Source organism: Streptococcus sanguinis (genome assembly GCF_001078705.1).
GTDB lineage: Bacteria > Bacillota > Bacilli > Lactobacillales > Streptococcaceae > Streptococcus > Streptococcus sanguinis_D.
The window spans coordinates 2,127,752-2,144,997 of sequence record NZ_CDMW01000001.1; the positions used below are offsets into that span (position 1 = coordinate 2,127,752).

Sequence of the window (17,246 nt, forward strand, 5' to 3'; positions counted from 1 at the left end):
TAAACTGAACCCGACCTAAGCTCTTAGCAAAAAAGACAAAATCTCCTAGAGGCTAACGCCTCTTCGTCTATTTTTCTATTTTTGCTGGGAGCTCTTAACGGTCTTAGTATCTTACTTCACCTTCATCATTCGGACGAGGCTGGCTCGTTCGGCTTCTTCCAGCTTCATTTCGATGTAGTAGATGGTTTCTTTGAGGTCAGGGATGGTAGCATACTCTAGTCCGTTGACCCGACGGCGGGTTTTCTCGATTTCATCTGCCATGAGCTGGCAGCTTTTCTCAATCTCAGCCAGTCGCAACAGGTCAGGAAGCAAATCGCTCATACTTTCAATGGTTTCATCCATTTGACTGTTAGAAGCCACATAGCTATAAACCACGTCTCCCTCGTCATCACCGTAGGGATTGTCAATATGGGCGTGCATCTTGGGCACGCGCACACTCATGATATTCTCTGTTTCCACATGCAGATTGACCTCCCGCATGGGCACAGCGAAAATCTCCTCGACCATGAGGTCGCTTTCCAGCGCCTTGGCCATGACAAAGTCCTGCAGGTGACCGACCAGAGCGGATTCGACCTTTTGGCGAAGCTGATTGTTCTCACGGACAGACTCAATGAAGCGCCGCATCAGCTCATCCCGCTTGTCCTTGAGCAGTTTATGCCCACGGACAGCCGTTTTGAGACGGGCTTTTAAGTTATTCAGCTCCATCCGAGTCGGCTTGACATTGAGTCGTGTCATCTTTCTTCCTCCTTGGTCTGCGGCAGGTATTGGTCAATCATATCGTCCTTGATCCGCTTAAGCTCTGTTCTTGGCAAGATGGACAGGAGTTCCCAGCCCAGATCCAAGCTTTCCTCGATGGTTCGGTTGGTCTGGAAACCTTGATTGATGTATTCCTGCTCGAAGCGGTCGGTAAAGCGTACATAGAGCTTGTCCGTTTCGGACAGGGCGGATTCCCCCAGAACGACAGCCAACTCCTTAGCCTGCTTGCCTTGCGCATAGGCGGCAAATAGCTGGTTCATAGTTGCGGCATGGTCACCTCTGGTCTTGCCCTCACCCGATCCCTTGTCCTTGAGACGAGACAGAGATGGCAGGACATTGATGGGCGGACGATAGCCGCTGTTGTAAAGATCGCGTGAAAGGATAATCTGCCCCTCTGTAATATAACCCGTCAAGTCTGGAATTGGATGGGTAATATCATCCTCTGGCATAGACAGGATTGGAATCTGTGTCACCGAGCCTTTCTTTCCGACCAGACGACCAGCCCGCTCATAGAGGGTGGACAGGTTAGTATAGAGATAGCCCGGATACCCACGGCGGCCCGGCACCTCACGACGAGCTGCGGAAACTTCCCGCAGGGCTTCGCAATAGTTGGTCATGTCGGTCATGATGACCAGAACGTGCATGTCCTTTTCATAAGCTAGGTACTCGGCTGCTGTCAGGGCAATTCGCGGCGTCGCAATCCGTTCGATAGCCGGATCATTAGCCAGATTGATAAAGAGCACTGAGCGATCAATGGCTCCCGTCTCCCGGAGGTCATTCATGAAGAACTCGGCTTCTTCAAAGGTAATCCCCATGGCAGCAAAGACCACGGCGAAGTTTTCATCGGAGTTAAGCACGGTCGCCTGACGGGCGATTTGAGCTGCTAATTCCTTGTGGGGCAGACCAGAGCCAGAAAATACTGGCAATTTTTGTCCCCGAACCAAGGTATTGAGGTGGTCGATGGCCGAAATACCGGTCTGGATAAATTCATCCGGATAGTCGCGAGCTACTGGATTGATAGCTTGACCGTCAATATCCAGATATTTTTCTGGCAAAATAGCTGGGCCGCCATCAATTGGCTTGCCCATGCCATTGAAAATCCGGCCCACCATGTCTTCTGACACTGGCAGCTCTAGCGGACGGCCAGTAAAGCGGACCTTGGCTTTTTCCAGATTGATACCGCTAGATCCCTCAAAAAGCTGAACCATAGCCTTGTCTTCTTGGACTTCCAGAACCTGGCCCTGGCGCTTGCTACCGTCATGCAGCTGGATTTCTACCAATTCATTGAAATGCACACCAGCGACTTGATCGACAATCATCAGAGGGCCGACAACTTCACTGACGGTGCGGTATTCTTTAATGACGCTCATTGTCTAGTCCTCCTTGGGCAAGAATCTGGTGCAGGGTTTCCTCGATAGTCTGACTGAGAGCTTGAATTTTTTCCAGCTGGTCTTCATGGATAAACTTGCTGCGGGCAATTCGGTCACGCAGCTCCACCGTTCCTTCCATGATTTCCCGGAAATAAGCCCCCAGCTCTAAGGCCCCATTGGCCTCCGCATCGAAGGTCAGGATATTGCTCAATAAAGCCACCTGCTTTTTGAAAGAAGTATAGGTGTCCACATCATCAAAGGCATTCTGTTGCAGATAGTCCTCGCGAATCATCTTGGCTGCATTCATAGTCAGCCGGTCCTTCTCAGACAAGGAATCCAAGCCCACCAAACGCACGATTTCCTGCAGTTCGCTTTCCTTTTGCAGGATATTCATGGCCTTGGTGACCTTTTCTGCCCAAGCAATCTTCTCATGCTGGTCGATATATGCTCCCACTTCGTCTAGATAGAGCGAGTAAGAGCTCAGCCAGTTGATAGCTGGGAAATGCCGGCGTTGAGCCAGCTGTGCATCTAAGCCCCAGAAAACCTTGACAATCCGCAGGGTATTTTGCGTCACCGGCTCAGAAATATCTCCACCCGGAGGTGATACGGCCCCGATAGCAGTAATAGAGCCTTCACGCGCAGTTGAACCAAGTGTCTTGACCCGACCAGCCCGCTCGTAATACTCAGCAATCCGGCTACCAAGATAGGCTGGATAGCCTTCGTCACCCGGCATTTCTTCCAGACGGCCGGACATTTCCCGCAGAGCTTCTGCCCAGCGAGAAGTGGAGTCCGCCATAATGGCTACAGAATAACCCATGTCGCGGAAGTATTCTGCGATCGTAATCCCTGTGTAAATCGATGCTTCCCGGGCCGCCACCGGCATATTGGAGGTGTTGGCAATCAGCACCGTCCGTTGCATGATGGACTGGCCTGTCGTCGGGTCAATCAGTTCTGGAAATTCATTAAGTACGTCGGTCATCTCATTGCCACGCTCTCCGCAGCCGACATAGATAACGATGTCAACATTGGCAAACTTGGCCACTTGGTGCTGAACGACAGTCTTACCAGCTCCAAATGGCCCTGGTACAGCTGCTGCTCCGCCCTTGGTCACGGGGAAGAAGGTGTCAATAACCCGCTGACCTGTCACCAAAGGCTCAACCGGAATCAGCTTCTGAGTAAAAGGACGCCCACGACGGACCGGCCATTTTTGCATTAGAGTCCCTTTAAAGACAGACCCGTCCGCCTGCTCAATCTCGTAAACAGTCTCTTCGACAGTGAAACTGCCAGCCGAGATATTGGTCAAACGTCCACTGACACCGACCGGCACCATGATGCGGTGCTCCACCAGATTGGTCTCCTGCACCGTTCCCAGAATATCCCCAGCCTCAACCGCATCTCCGACAGACAGACTTGGAACAAAATCCCACTTAGTCTCCCGGTCTAGATTTGGCAATTGGACACCGCGGACGAGGAAGTCGCTCTCCGTGATGGTCTGGAAACGCTCCAAAGGCCGCTGAATCCCGTCAAACATCTGGGAAATCAGACCTGGCCCCAGTTCAACGGAAAGAGGACTCCCAGTCGTGATGACCAGCTCTCCCGGACCCAAGCCAGAAGTTTCTTCATAAACCTGAATAGAAGCTTGGTCCCGCCGCATTTCAATAATTTCACCGATTAGCCCCAAATCGCCAACCCGGCAGATATCCTGAATATTCGCTTCCTGCATCCCTGATGCCAGCACCAGAGGACCAGAAACTTTGATAATCTTTCCTTGACTCACAATCTTCCTCCATTCTTGGGAGATTTTTGTTGTTTCTCAATGAAAATCAAAGAGCAAACTAAGCATCCGTTTGAATTTCATTTTCAAAGAGTATTATTGTTTTTTATTTTAAAAATCAGATAAGGCTTTTATTTGCTGGCCCTTTTCGTCGAAATTGTCTGGGCTTAGCCATTTTTCTAGACGACTCTTGACGGCCGGCCAATCCTTGTCAATCATAGATAGCCAGTCAGTGTCTCGGTTGCGCCCCTTATAGACAAGAGCCTGACGAAACCTGCCTTCGTAGGTGAAACCAAGCCGCTCTGCTGCCCGCCTCGACGGCTGATTAAGGGCATCGCATTTCCATTCATAGCGGCGATACTCCAGCTCTTCAAAGACATAGCGGGCCAATAAGTACTGGGCTTCAGTAGCCAGTCTGGTGCGCTTCAGCTCAGGCGAATAGGTCACAGCTCCCACTTCGATAACGCGGTTATTTCGATCAATCCTCATCAAGGCAAAAGTTCCTAGAGCCTTGCCGCTCTCCTTGTCCACAATGGCATAGTGAAAACGATCCTGTGCCGCCAGCATCTGATCTAGCAACTGAGACCATTCTTCCTGGCTTTGGGCAGGATTTTGAAAGAGATAGGTCCACATATCCGCAGGAGAATCCGGACCATACACTTCATACAAATCCGCCCCATGCTTGTCCTTGGACAAACGCTCGATAATAACATACTGGCCTTCGATTCGCTCCAGATTGGGCAAATCTCCCGGTTGATAATCCGGCAGAGCATCCCCAATAGGCTGACCTAGTTGATTGATTCGCATAAAAACCTCACAATATATCCTGTCCGACAGCTTTTTCGACATTTTCATGAATCCGCGAAAGAGCCAGTCCCGTGCTCCCCTTATGGGTAGGAATGAGCACAAGAGCAGGAATCTCCAGCTGGTCATAGTAGGCCAGGGTTTCTGGAATATCCGCAGCCATATCCTCCGTCAGATAGATAATGCCGAAATCTTCACGGGCGAGCCGACGCAGGGTATTAACCGTCTCCTGAGCTTCCTTCACTGGAAAGGTCTGAAAACCAATCAGCTTAAAAGGGAGAATGGTATCGCGATTCCCCACGACCGCAATCTTGTAGCTAGTCTTGTCCATAAATCGGTCGCATCCTTTCTCTGATAAGCTCTACTGGCAGCTGATTGTCCATCCCGGTCAAAATCAACCGCAGATTCTTAACTTCCAACTCCTTACCCAGCAGATAGCGGGCCAGAGGGAGCGGGCCATCTGTCTCAAACTGACCATCCGCAAGCAACTTAGCCTGCAAGAGGTCCGCCAGATATTCTAGCTCTACTGTCGTCAAGGTCTGGTTCCGCATTTTCTCCTCATAGGAGCGCAGATCCAGATCGTAGCCACAGGGATTGACCTGGCTAAACCAAGTCAAGAAATCCCCCTGCTCTGCCATGGCAATCCAGTTGGCAGCAGAAAGGCTTCCTTCATCAGACAGGAGCTGTCTCATAAAGCTGCGCGGTTTGCCCAAACCAACAGCCCGCTTGACGGTGATGGCATTGTAAAAATCAATAGTTAGATTCACCAGTTGCCGCAGGCTCTCATCTTCCAACTCCTGTGTCAGACGCTTAAGATGCTGGAAATAAGCCATGTCCATGCCAATCTCCAGCACGCGCACATCCTGATAATCCTGGTATTCCTGCCAGGTCGCAAGCACCTCGTCCAGCATGAAATCTGGACTATACTCAGCCGAAAAGGCCATGACCAAGTGCTCCAAAACCTCCAGCGAATAGGTCCCCACCGGCATCAGCAAATGCTCCAAGGACTGACCTGTCGCCCGACCCTTGAGAAAAACTTTGAGATTGTGGTAAGTATAGAGGAGCGTGAAAATCTCCACCAGCTCCTTACTTGGACTGATCTCAAGCGCCCAATTATAAACGGAATACAAATGCTTCATCAGTACTTGCTCAATGGCATTGAGATCCTTAATCGCTTCAGCATCCATGGCATAGACCGTTCCCTGCAGAAGAGCCGAACGGCTGGCAGGATCGTCAGTCTGCAGCAACTGATCATATTGCTGGGGTGTCAAAAAGGAAGCCTCTTGCACACTAATGGCTGTATTGACTTGAGAGAAGTTTTTTTCACTCATGGTCCGCCTCCTATTCTGCCTGGTCTTTGAAAATATCCTGAGCCAGACGGTAGCTTTCCTCCTGCCAGACTGAGTCCAGCAAGTCACGATAGAGATAACTATCATCCACCCGTCCTTGGCTCAATACAAAACCTGCCTGACCGGCTATGGACTGGTCTGAAAAGTGTACTTGAGGAAAAGCCCTTTTCAATTCTTCTAACTGGCTGGAGCTGAATTTCTCAGCTGATAGAGCACCGAAAGTCAGTGTCAACTCTTCCTCTGGGTATTTAGCCAGGACACTCTTCAGAAAATGCTCTTCCTCAATCTGTGACCAAGCTGCCATCTGAGCATAGGCTTCCTCAAAAAGCTCTCTGAGAACCCGCTGTTTGATGACCAGAGTAGACTGGCGCTTTTGATTTTCCAGCTGCTGAATATCGCGCTGACTGCGCCGGCTGATTTCTTTCAGCTGCTGTTCCCGCTGTCCAAGCTTTTGCCGAACCAGCTGGGCCTCACGTTCCTTGGCTTCCTGCTCTATTTTCTCAGTAGCCTCGGCCAAAAGCAAACGCCCCTTCTCGTGAGCCTGCTCCATGACAGAAGCTTTGAGATCTGATATGTCAGACATAAAAGCCTCCTTACTTCACATTCAGAACCATGATGAAGGATACAACGAAGGCCAAGATGGCGTAGGTTTCAACCATGGCCGCTAGGATAACCCCTTTCATGACCTCTTCTGGACGCTTGGCCAAAATCTGAATACCCGCTGTCGCCACTCGACCTTGGTGCTTGGCTGAAAAGTAGCCTACGATGGCAACTGGCAGAGCTGCTAGGAAATAAGCTACTCCTGACTGCAGAGCCAATTCCGGCTTGATATTAAAGAAGACGGTAATCCCGATAACAAAGCCATAGAGACCTTGGGTACCTGGCAAAAGCTGTAAAATCAAAGCTTGAGCGAATTTTTCCGGCTGCTCTTTCAAGAGAGCTGCTGCTGCCTGACCAGTGCTTCCAACACCTAGAGCTGAGCCCATTCCGCTGAGAAAAACCGCCAAAGCTACTCCCAGACCTGCAAAAAAGGCGCCACCGTAAGTTCCAAAATATGATGCTAAATGTTCCATGATTTACTCCTATGAAAATGCTGTAATCATCGTAAAATCAACAGCTAGTTTAATGAATGTTGCTTGTTTTGATGTTGTAGAAACTGTATTCCCAAAGATGAATCGCTCCTCGTTGAGTACAGCTTCCTACTCTCTATTTCTTGCTTTGCTGAACGTATTTTTCACTAGGCTTGAGCGGAGTGAAAGGCTTGCCGCCGCCGTCGTAGAATTTTCCAAAGAACTCCACGAAAATCAAACGTGCTCCGTGCACATAACCGGACAGAAAAGATAGAAACATATTGACCAGATGCAAAGCAATAAAGAGCAGAATGCCAATGCTAAAGCGGGCTACTGGTGGAAAGAGACTGACAATCAAGTTAAAGGCCGAGCCAATGCTGGCTCCCGAAAGCCCCAGAGCCATCAGCCGCGTAAAGCTGACAAGATCTCCCACATAACCGCTGACATTGTAAAGATTAAAGAGACCTGACCCCAATCCTGCCAAGCTCTTAGCACTGACAATGGATACTGCCAGTACGCCCAGAGCATTGATGATGGCCAGCCACTGACCAATCGTTGCCGCAAAGGACAAGGATGGGAAGAAATTCCCCAGGGCCAAGAGCAGCAGCCCTAGCAAAATCAGTACCCAAGCAAAGCCTGCATTATAAGCTTCTGCATAATCCTTGATGCGAATATTTTTCAGCCCGCTGAGGAAGAGGCCCGCCAGCACTGTAATGAAGCCAAAGACGACCGAAATAACCAGAATCGTCATGGCGTCGGAACTGGTGCTAATCAGAGCGAAGGGCAGTTCAAATCCAAAGAAAGAACCATAAACTAGTCCCCATATGATGACTGCCACACCCAGCAGACGGAAGAATCGCAGATTCTTAGCCAGCCCCGGCTTGACATGCAAGAAGTGCAGCGCCAGACTGGTGCCCACAAAGAGCAAGAGACCGTAACCAATGTCGGCAACCATCATGCCAAAGAATACAAAATAAAATAGGAAAACGACAGGGGTTGGATCCTTGTCACCATATTTAGGCAAGGAATACATCTCCGTCACTAGCTCGAAAGGCTCCACCAAGGTATTGTTTTTTAGCTTGGTCGGAACCTTATCCTCCTCGTCCTGTCGAATCTCTCTGGTCTGGATGAGAATGCTCTGACCAAACTGCTCCTTCAAGCAAGCTTCAAGAGCTTGAATCTGATTGCTTTCGATCCAGCCTTCCAAAGCCGCTAGATTTTGCGTACTGGCTAACTGATTTTTACTTTCTTGACGGGAGGAGAGATTGCAGAGATAGTCCAGCTGAACCTTGAGCTGATCCAGTTCATTCTTGGAAGCTGCCAGACTCTTGGTCATAGCTTCCGCCACAGCCTCCTGCTGTCGAATATTGGCCTTGAGCTGGGATATCCGCTCAGCAGGCAGTTCCGCATGGTCATACTCAAAGGGCTTAAAACCGTACTCTTTCAATACTTTGCGAACTTCTTCCAGATAGCCTGCCTTGTAAAAAATAAGAATCCCGTGCTCCGTATCATCGGTAAAGACTTCCTGAAACTTCAGGTCAGGATGTGCTCCCAGAGTCAGGCGCAGAGCATCGTCGTCTGTATTGGGAATTGTCCCAATTAACGCTCCCAGATGACTGAAAGTCGCGGCTGCTTGCGGTGTTAGCTCCAGCGGCTCCCACTTCTCCAGCGCAGCTACTTCCAAGCGGTCAGCTTCTATCTGATCCTTGGCATCTTGTAAGACCTTGAGCTGCTTGCTGATTCCTTCTAATAGTGCCACCTCATCGCGAGCCTTCCCTGCCTGCTCCAAAGCAGCAAAGGATAGCTCCAAGGGCTCTTCTTTTAAGGATTCCAGCAGTTTCTTTTTGGGCATAAAAGGCTCCAGCTCTGCAATTAGCCGTTCCAATTTCTCCTGACGACTGAGCAAATCCTGCTGAGATAGCTGCCGATCTGGCCGGCCAACTAAAGCCTGCTCAAAGGCTGCCTGCCAGTCCTCTTCCTGCCGTAAGTCATGAATCTGAACCGACTCTAAGCCCTGTAGGTAAAAGAGAAGCTGGTCCAGCAGTTCCTTGGGCAGAAGCAGAGACAGCTGCCGCATTTGACTAATGGCCATAGGCTTCTACCACCTTGTCTACAATAGCTCGCGCGAAGTCTGCTTTTTTATCCGTCAGCGCAGCCGCAACCTTGTCCTCATTTTGCTGGGTTGTCTGCTCCAAGTCTTGCTGCAGGAGCACCAACTTTTGCTGGGAAGACGCGGTTAATTCCTCAGCTAGCTTCTGCGTTTCATTGTCATAGGTCTGACCCAGCTGCCTGAGATTTTCATCTACCTGCTGCCGCAGCTCCTGAGCCTGCGTCCTATAGCCCTTCAAAACTTCTTCTGCGGCAGTCTCAATTTCCTGCATTTTTTCAAGTGTTTCATTGGCCATCTATTCACCCCCTCGTTTTCAAAAACCTTCGAAAACGGATTTTAAAATCTGTATTCCTGGCTGACTGTCCAACATCTGGTATAGTCATCTTCTGGAATACAGCTTCGTACTTGCATAAATTATATCATATTTTCAGAAAAACAGTCAGAGATTGCTAAACATCTATCTCAAACTGATAGGAAAAGCAGATATAAATTTGATTCATTTCAATACTTACAAATCAGTCTCAGCTGTATACTCTTGATAAGTTTCAGTCTTGCAAACGGTTTATTTGTCTATAACTATGTTATAATGTAAATACATTCTAAGACAAATATAGAATAGCATAAAAGTAAAAGAGGCTTCAAATGTACCTTCCAGCCAGAGCAGCCCTTAAACTTTTAATAAACATCAAACCCATAAAGAAAGTGATTTTATGAGTCAGCAGAATATCTTGACCATCATTGAGAGCCATCTTGACAAGATGACCGACTTGGAACAGAGGATTGGTCACTATTTTTTGGATCCAAATAGCATTCAAGAGGATTTATCCTCTTTGCAAGTCGCTCAAACCTTGCACATTTCTCAAGCAGCCTTGACCCGTTTCGCCAAAAAATGTGGCTTTAAAGGTTATCGGGAATTTAGCTTTCAATATCTACAGGATCTACCAAAGGCACAAACCGAGGCGGATATTATGCAAAACAACTTATCTCGTCATGTCTTGTACAACTACAATCAAATCCACCAGCAGACAAAAGAACTGATAGATGAGGAAAAGCTGGAGCGAGTGGCTCAAATCATAGAAGAGGCGGACCGAGTTTATTTCTTTGGAACAGGGAGCTCGGGCTTAGTAGCACGTGATATGAAGCTGCGCTTCATGAGACTGGGAGTCGTTTGTGAAGCTCTAACCGATCAAGATGGCTTCGCTTGGACAACTAGTATTCTAGACAAGAACTGCCTCGTTATTGGATTTTCTCTATCCGGACAGACCCAGTCCATCATTGACAGCTTGATTGACGCTAAAAATATGGGAGCAAAAACCATCTTGGTGACCGGACAACCTGAAAAGATTCAAGAAAACTTCACTGAAGTCGTTCCTGTTGCCCTTCAAAGCAAGCCTGAGTTTATCTTGCGGATTTCCGCACAATTCCCCATGCTTCTCATGATCGATCTTATCTATGCCTTTTTCCTCGAGATTAACCGCGAGAAAAAAGAAAGAATCTTTAACAGCTTTTGGGAGAATCAGAAATTAAATGGTTATTATCGGAGAAGATAAAAAGAAAATAAATATTGGAATAATTTTACAAATTATATTATTGTTCTACTTGTTATGTTATACTTTAACTAAAAGGTTAAAAGGAGCTTATTATGAAAAAATTAGGAATTTATCTTTCTTGTTGTTTATTATTAACTTCATTACAAACGCCTTATGTTGTCAACGCGAATTCTACGGATTCCATTAAGGTAACTATTTCCAGTAAAGAAGCTAAATATCAAGAATATCAGAATGTTATCAAAAAGTTAAACGATGCAGGTTTTACTAATATAAAAACCAGTGAAATTAAAGATTTACCACTCGGAGTTTTTACTAAAGAAGGGGACATTGAAAATGGTGATGTTGAAGAAGTTAAAATTGACGGCAAAACAAAATTCAACAGTAGTGATAAATTTCGAAAGGATTCCTTAATTACTATCTCATATCACTCTTTTGCTTCCAACGAAGCGGATGAGAATTTAATTAGTCTCCCCTTTTCTTCTAAAGAAATTTCAAACCAAAATTATAAAGATATTGTTAAAAAACTGAAAAAAGCTGGATTCACTAACATAAAAACTGAAAAAATTGATGATTTGGTATTTGGTTGGTTAAAAAAAGATGGAACAATTGATCAAGTTAAAGTAGATGGAATAACAGATTTCAAGAAAAATGAAAAAATTAATAAAGATACTGAAATAATTGTTTCTTACCATACTTTTCCTGAACAGACAACTGAAGAAAAATCACCTATAAGTAATGTCGAAAATTCCAGTACAGCCACTTCACCTGAAAAGGACATACAAAACTCTAGTTCTTCTACTCAAGAAGTAATAACTACCGAAAACAATGCCGAATTTGCATCTATTCTACAAACTGATGAAGAGGGAAAAATAAAAGAATTTACAAAGAAATATTCTGGGAAAGTTGTTGAATTTGATGGATATATCGCAGACATCCAACGCCTTACGAATACGAAATATAATGCTGATGTACTGATTTATGCAGGCGATACAGGGGCACTCACAGGCCCAGCTTTCCAACTTCATAGAGTTAGCCTTACTAATCTATCTAAACAAGGAGTCACTGGAATAAATCAAAATATCCATATTAAAGCTACAATTGTTCCTAGAGATAATTATTTATTTGGCCTTGACCCTATTGAAGTGAAACCTCGGTAGATTTCAACCTACTACCGCCGCAATACCCACAAACAATAAAAACGAATCAGGATTTTCTGACTCGTTTTCTTTTTTGGTCTAAATTTTTCCTCTTTCTTTCACAAGGGGAAGATTGGCCCATAGATTTCTAATTGGGGCTGAACTTTTTCCATATGAAAGGCATCGTAGGCACGCCACTTTTGATAAGTAGGCTGATCCATTTTGAGGCTACTAAGACCAATTAAAAAACTAACACTTTTATGGAAGCTTTCAAGAGCAATGAGAAGACGGTTATCCAGGGCCTTGGTTTTCTCCAAGCTCCTTAAAACTTCTGCTAAGCACTCGTAAAAGCGGATTTCATCTCTTGACTGAATTGCCTTCTTTTGAAAATCTTCCATCAAAGAACCTAGAAGCTGAGCAGCTTCCTGAATGAAACTTCTTTCTGCCATTTGATTTTCCTCTTAAAAGACAAGGAACCTGAGAAAAATCTCAGGTTAAACTTGTCTATTTTTGAAATGATAGTAGGCTCCAAACATACCCGCAGTATTTTGATGATGAGCAAAGGCCAGTTTGGTTTTGTCAGCAATGCTTGGAACCAAAGCATCCTGCAAAGCCGCCTGAATACGCGGTCTAAGAATAGCTTCTTGTCCCATAATGCCGCCTCCTAGGATAACAACTTCTGGATTAACGACATAGCAGATATTGGCAATTCCTTGACCCAGATAGCCAACCATGCGATCGATGCCCTCAATACAGAGTTTATTGCCCTCAGTTGCTTCTTTAAAAATCCGACGGCCATTCCAATGTTCTGCGTCTTCTCCGTGTAGCTCAGCCACATAATTGACCAAAGCAGTTGTAGATGCCACATCTTGGAAAGCTCCGTTCGGTAGATGCAGGTACCCAACCTCACAGGCAGAGTTACTAAAGCCATGGAAGACCTGACCATCTACGACCAGACAGCCTCCAATACCTGTACCGATTGTCAAACAAAGGGCAATCTTCGCTCCCTTGCCACTACCCGACATAGCCTCCGCCAGACCAGCACAGTTGACATCATTTTCAATCTCACAAGGCAGGGAGAATGTTTCTTCCAGCACTTTTTTGAACTGGGTCCCAGCGTAATTCGGAATCTGTGGCCCAGCATAGAAAATTTCACCCTTGTCTGGATCCACCATACCAGCTGATGAAATACAAATCCCAGCTAGAGCTCCTTTTTCTAAATAGCCTGCAACAATGCCTTCAACTTTCTGCATAATTCCCGGACCGCCTTTGTGGGCCTCCGTTGGCATTTCATGTGCTTCCACCAAGGTTTCCGCCTCGTTGATTAAGCCATACTTGATATTGGTGCCGCCAATATCAATAGCAACATAGTGTTTCATAGCACACCTTCTCTCTAGTGTTTATCCTGTTGCTTATAAAAATTGCTCCTTGGTTTGTCTAATCAACTGAGCAGCTTCTTCCACAATTGGCCGATCACTTTCCTGTAGCGGTGTCAGAGGAGAGCGGACAGATCCGATGGCCAAGCCTTCGTTAATTTCCAAAACACCCTTAATAACAGCGTACATATTGCCGCGAGCGCTGGTTAATTTTCCGATGATGGCATTTATCGCATATTGCAATTCTTTAGCACGTTCTAATTCCTTGTCAGCAATCAGTTGATTGAGTTTGAGGAAGAGCTCTGGCATAGCTCCGTATGTACCACCGATACCGGCTGCAGCACCCATAAGACGGCCACCTAAGAATTGCTCATCTGGACCATTAAAGACTACATGATCTTCTCCCCCAAGAGCTACAAAGGTTTGAATATCCTGCACCGGCATTGAAGAATTCTTCACACCAATCACGCGCTCATTCTTGAGCATTTCCTTATAAAGGCTAGGAGTCAAGGCTACACCAGCCAGCTGAGGGATATTGTAAATCACGAAATCAGTATTAGGCGCCGCCGCACTGATGTCATTCCAATATTGGGCAACCGAATACTCTGGCAAACGGAAATAAATCGGCGGAATAGCTGCAATAGCATCGACTCGCAAACTTTCCGCATGACGAGCCAGCTCCACGCTGTCTTTAGTATTGTTGCAAGCCACATGGGCAATGATGGTCAGACGACCCTTAGCAACTTTCATCACTTCTTCTAGAACTCGTTTTCGGTCTTCTACACTCAGATAGATACATTCGCCCGAAGAACCGTTGACATAAAGACCTTGCACGCCCTTGGCGATGAAATATTCCACTAAAGCGCGAGTCCGCTCCGGGCTGATTTCACCCTCCTCGTCATAGCAAGCGTAGAAAGCAGGAATGACACCTTGGTATTTTTTTAAATCTGACATAGTTTTCTCCTAATGTTTTAGAAATGAGAGGGATGAAAATTATTGTTTCATCCCCACATCTTTTATTTTACAATTTCCGATAATTTAACTTTACGATCTTCAAACATAGACTGAGTACATGCATCTGCTGTTGCAATAGCCTCCAGAGCTGCTTCTCCTGTCAATAATTTTTTGAATTCTTCTGTTACCGGTGCTCCCTGCATGATTTCATGAAGATAACGCATTTCCTTGTCAATAACAGATGATAACCACAATGGGGTACGTTTACCAGGTTTTCCGTAAGCAATCGCTCCATCCATTTCGGTACTATGGTAAATACGAGTACGATCATCATCTTCTTCCTGTGACTCGTGAATTAGGAAGTAACTTTCTTGGCCATCTAATTTGAGAGTTCCTTTACAGTTGAACAAGTCCAGACGAATCGCACCTTTTGTCCCTTGAATCAAGACATAGTGTTCACCCCAGCGATAAGCAGAACCCCATTCTAGCAAAGCAAAACGCTTGTTTGAAAATTCCATATTAACAAAAATCATGTCATCTTCATCCCCAAAGTTTTCTCCCTCATGAGCTACATTGCCGCCAGTCATTGTAACAGTTTCAGGCATCCCACCCATAAGAAATTGAACACAGTCCAATTCATGGATATGGTGATATAAGTGACCACCAGATTTTTCGCGGATTTTCTTCCAAGATACTGATGGTTGTTGCTCCTCCCATCCATTACGAGCTGTATGACAATATAGAACGTCCCCAATCACACCTTGATTGATTAATTCTTTGGCATGATGAACACCATTAAAGAAGTTCATGATATGCCCCGCCATAAAGGTCACATTATTTTCTTTACAAGCATCTACCATTTCGCGACAATCCTCATAGGAAAGAGCAATTGGTTTTTCACAAAAAACATTTTTTCCATGCTGAGCTGCTTTGATAACCGGTTCTTTATGAAGATTATTTGGAGAAGCTACAATAACACAGTCAACTTCATCGCTAGCCACTAACTCATCTATCGAAGCTGCAACTTTCGCTCCTAACTCTTCAGCTACTGCTTCCGCGTTTTCTGGATCATAAACAATCGTAATCTCTGCACCATCATTTTTTTGCATATAACGAGCCAATTCAGCTCCAAAATATCCTGTTCCTACGACGCCATATTTAACCATTTTTATTCTCCTGTTGTTTAATACAATATCCTATTTTTAACTTATATATTGACTAATGTTGTTTCGAAATGTCTATTTTACAGATCCTTCTGAAAGACCACTTGCAATCTTATTTTGAATGATTGAGAAGAAGATGATAGAAGGCAATACAACAATCACAGATGCCGCCATCATATCTCCCCAGTCTAGCACCTCTGACCCATTCAATGAACGTAATGCTACTGCAACGGTCATTTTACTTGTATCGTTGATCAGTATCAATGCATATAAGAATTCATTCCACGCATTAATAAAGGTATAAATCGCTGTTGCAACAATTCCAGGAGCAACAATTGGTAATACCACTTTATAAAAAGTAACAAATTTATTTGCTCCATCAATACGGGCTGCCTCTTCAATCCCAATTGGAACCGTTTGGAAGAAGCCAACCAGCAGCCATACTGCATAAGGTACACTAAATGACAAATAAATGATGATAAGGCCAATGATGCTATTTCCCAAACCTGCTTTTGCAATTGCAATAGAATAAGGTATTGCTAGCAAAATAGGTGGGAAAATATAAGTTGTTACCAAAAGCCGTGACATTATTGCTCCTAGTTTAGGGAAGAAACGAACAATACCATAAGCAGCCATGGAAGAAATAATCGTTGCAATAACTGTTGTGGACAAAGAAATTACTAAACTATTTCGGATATTATCAACGAAATGCAAATCATTAATAACATGTGTAAAGTAGTCTAGCGTAAAAGTCTGAGGCCAGAAGCGAGTTGGAAATTGTGTCAACTCCCCTTTTCCTTTAATTGAAGATATAATAATCCATACAAGCGGGAAGATTGCAACAATTGTTGCAATTATCAAAACTAAATGAGCTCCGATATCTAAGTAGAAATTTGATTTTTTCTTCATTATTTTCTACCCTCCTTTTCCCATTTACTAATTACAGAGAAGTAAATGAAGCAAACTGTCAATAGGAAGATAAAGAGCAATACTGTGACTGCTGAAGCTCGTCCTAATAACTTCGTTCCCCAACCTAAGTTGTAAGCGAAAATCGGCAAGGTCATAGTCGCATTAGATGGACCACCACCAGTAATGAGGTAGATAATATCAAAATTGTTAAAGATCCAAACCGTTCTCAGTACAACTAGCAATCCTACAACGACCTTAATATGCGGAAAAGTAATATGTCTGAACACTTGCCAACTTGTCGCACCATCAATTTTAGCTGCCTCAAACTGCTCCTGAGGAACTGTTTGAAGTGCAGATAAAACATTAACCATAATCATTGGAGCTCCAAACCAGATATTGATAAACACTAAGCAAATAAAGGCCCACGTGCTATCAGTCAGAAAAGCTGGAGCATGCTCCATTAAACCAAGTTTAACAATGATATTTGGCAGATACCCATAGACACCATTTAGAATCCATTGCCATGAAAAAGCAATAACAATTGTAGGAAAGGCCCACGGTACGATTAACAACGTCCGATAAAGTTTTTTAAATCGTCGCACTCTATGCAAAGCAAGAGCCAGAATAAATCCGATGATAACTTGTCCAGCTAAGGAAAGGACAGTCCATTTTATTGAATTAAAAAATGCACTAAAAAAGTTAGGGTCTGACAATACTGCTTTATAATTATCCAAACCAACAAAACGATAGTTGGGCATAATTAAATTCTTATTGGTAAAGCTATAAAAGATGCTTGAAAAAAATGGATAAACAAAGAGTAATCCTACGATAATCACCGCTGGCAGTACAAATATCCAACGCGTCAAATTACGATCTCTGACCATCTCTTACCCCTTTCTTTAAAATAAGAGGCTATAGCGCTACT

Annotated in this window: 18 protein-coding genes; 2 read left to right on the forward strand and 16 right to left on the reverse strand. The window is 45.0% G+C overall.

The genetic code is table 11. The features are described from left to right. Positions 1 to 111 precede the first annotated feature (111 nt). The 10 genes from SSV_RS10755 to SSV_RS10800 all read right to left on the reverse strand — a co-directional run bounded on the left by SSV_RS10755 (position 112) and on the right by SSV_RS10800 (position 9,528). Positions 112 to 735, reverse strand: a complete 624-nt coding sequence (locus SSV_RS10755; protein ID WP_004192619.1) for a V-type ATP synthase subunit D — start codon at positions 733 to 735, stop codon at positions 112 to 114. Beyond that, positions 732 to 2,126: a V-type ATP synthase subunit B gene (locus SSV_RS10760; protein ID WP_002902006.1), complete on the reverse strand. Its 1,395-nt coding sequence runs from the start codon at positions 2,124 to 2,126 to the stop codon at positions 732 to 734. Before SSV_RS10760 ends, SSV_RS10755 begins: the two co-directional genes overlap by 4 nt. Further along, positions 2,113 to 3,903 carry a V-type ATP synthase subunit A gene (locus SSV_RS10765; protein ID WP_072074767.1) on the reverse strand — a complete coding sequence of 597 codons (1,791 nt, stop codon included), beginning with the start codon at positions 3,901 to 3,903 and terminating at the stop codon, positions 2,113 to 2,115. The genes SSV_RS10760 and SSV_RS10765 overlap by 14 nt, the downstream gene beginning before the upstream one ends. Positions 3,904 to 4,011: 108 nt before the next feature. Then, entirely contained in the window at positions 4,012 to 4,707 is a 696-nt protein-coding gene (locus tag SSV_RS10770) for a GNAT family N-acetyltransferase (protein WP_072074768.1), read from the reverse strand. Positions 4,708 to 4,714: 7 nt separating this feature from the next. Beyond that, on the reverse strand, positions 4,715 to 5,035 hold the full coding sequence (locus SSV_RS10775) for a V-type ATP synthase subunit F (RefSeq protein WP_002894448.1): 321 nt from the start codon (positions 5,033 to 5,035) through the stop codon (positions 4,715 to 4,717). Beyond that, the gene (locus tag SSV_RS10780) at positions 5,022 to 6,035 is read right to left on the reverse strand and encodes a V-type ATPase subunit (RefSeq protein ID WP_072074769.1); all 1,014 of its coding nucleotides are present in this window, start codon (positions 6,033 to 6,035) and stop codon (positions 5,022 to 5,024) included. The genes SSV_RS10775 and SSV_RS10780 overlap by 14 nt, the downstream gene beginning before the upstream one ends. A gap of 10 nt (positions 6,036 to 6,045) precedes the next feature. Beyond that, the gene (locus tag SSV_RS10785) at positions 6,046 to 6,636 is read right to left on the reverse strand and encodes a V-type ATP synthase subunit E family protein (protein WP_072074770.1); all 591 of its coding nucleotides are present in this window, start codon (positions 6,634 to 6,636) and stop codon (positions 6,046 to 6,048) included. Between the two features lie 10 nt (positions 6,637 to 6,646). Further along, positions 6,647 to 7,126: a V-type ATP synthase subunit K gene (locus SSV_RS10790; RefSeq protein WP_002898768.1), complete on the reverse strand. Its 480-nt coding sequence runs from the start codon at positions 7,124 to 7,126 to the stop codon at positions 6,647 to 6,649. Between the two features lie 133 nt (positions 7,127 to 7,259). Further along, the gene (locus tag SSV_RS10795; RefSeq protein ID WP_072074771.1) at positions 7,260 to 9,215 is read right to left on the reverse strand and encodes a V-type ATP synthase subunit I; all 1,956 of its coding nucleotides are present in this window, start codon (positions 9,213 to 9,215) and stop codon (positions 7,260 to 7,262) included. Beyond that, on the reverse strand, positions 9,205 to 9,528 hold the full coding sequence (locus SSV_RS10800) for a hypothetical protein (RefSeq protein WP_072074772.1): 324 nt from the start codon (positions 9,526 to 9,528) through the stop codon (positions 9,205 to 9,207). Before SSV_RS10800 ends, SSV_RS10795 begins: the two co-directional genes overlap by 11 nt. Positions 9,529 to 9,943: 415 nt before the next feature. Between SSV_RS10800 and SSV_RS10805 the strand changes: the two genes are divergently transcribed. Then, complete coding sequence (locus SSV_RS10805) at positions 9,944 to 10,783, forward strand: MurR/RpiR family transcriptional regulator (RefSeq protein WP_072074773.1); 840 nt, start codon at positions 9,944 to 9,946, stop codon at positions 10,781 to 10,783. A gap of 92 nt (positions 10,784 to 10,875) precedes the next feature. Then, positions 10,876 to 11,940 carry a DUF4839 domain-containing protein gene (locus tag SSV_RS10810; protein WP_072074774.1) on the forward strand — a complete coding sequence of 355 codons (1,065 nt, stop codon included), beginning with the start codon at positions 10,876 to 10,878 and terminating at the stop codon, positions 11,938 to 11,940. Between the two features lie 98 nt (positions 11,941 to 12,038). Here the strand turns inward: SSV_RS10810 and SSV_RS10815 are convergent, their stop codons facing one another. From SSV_RS10815 to SSV_RS10840, 6 genes are all read right to left on the reverse strand, one after another. Continuing rightward, positions 12,039 to 12,368, reverse strand: coding sequence for a DNA helicase (locus tag SSV_RS10815; protein WP_072074775.1), 330 nt, complete (start codon positions 12,366 to 12,368; stop codon positions 12,039 to 12,041). 45 nt (positions 12,369 to 12,413) lie between these two features. Further along, on the reverse strand, positions 12,414 to 13,298 hold the full coding sequence (locus SSV_RS10820; protein WP_072074776.1) for an ROK family protein: 885 nt from the start codon (positions 13,296 to 13,298) through the stop codon (positions 12,414 to 12,416). A 33-nt stretch (positions 13,299 to 13,331) separates the two neighbouring features. Further along, positions 13,332 to 14,249 (reverse strand): N-acetylneuraminate lyase, encoded by a 918-nt coding sequence (locus SSV_RS10825; protein WP_072074777.1) that lies wholly within the window; start codon positions 14,247 to 14,249, stop codon positions 13,332 to 13,334. A 62-nt stretch (positions 14,250 to 14,311) separates the two neighbouring features. Next, positions 14,312 to 15,415 carry a Gfo/Idh/MocA family protein gene (locus SSV_RS10830; protein ID WP_002894435.1) on the reverse strand — a complete coding sequence of 368 codons (1,104 nt, stop codon included), beginning with the start codon at positions 15,413 to 15,415 and terminating at the stop codon, positions 14,312 to 14,314. A 72-nt stretch (positions 15,416 to 15,487) separates the two neighbouring features. Beyond that, positions 15,488 to 16,321: a carbohydrate ABC transporter permease gene (locus tag SSV_RS10835; protein WP_002898776.1), complete on the reverse strand. Its 834-nt coding sequence runs from the start codon at positions 16,319 to 16,321 to the stop codon at positions 15,488 to 15,490. Next, positions 16,321 to 17,205, reverse strand: a complete 885-nt coding sequence (locus tag SSV_RS10840; protein ID WP_002894433.1) for a carbohydrate ABC transporter permease — start codon at positions 17,203 to 17,205, stop codon at positions 16,321 to 16,323. Before SSV_RS10840 ends, SSV_RS10835 begins: the two co-directional genes overlap by 1 nt. Between the last annotated feature and the right edge of the window lie 41 nt (positions 17,206 to 17,246).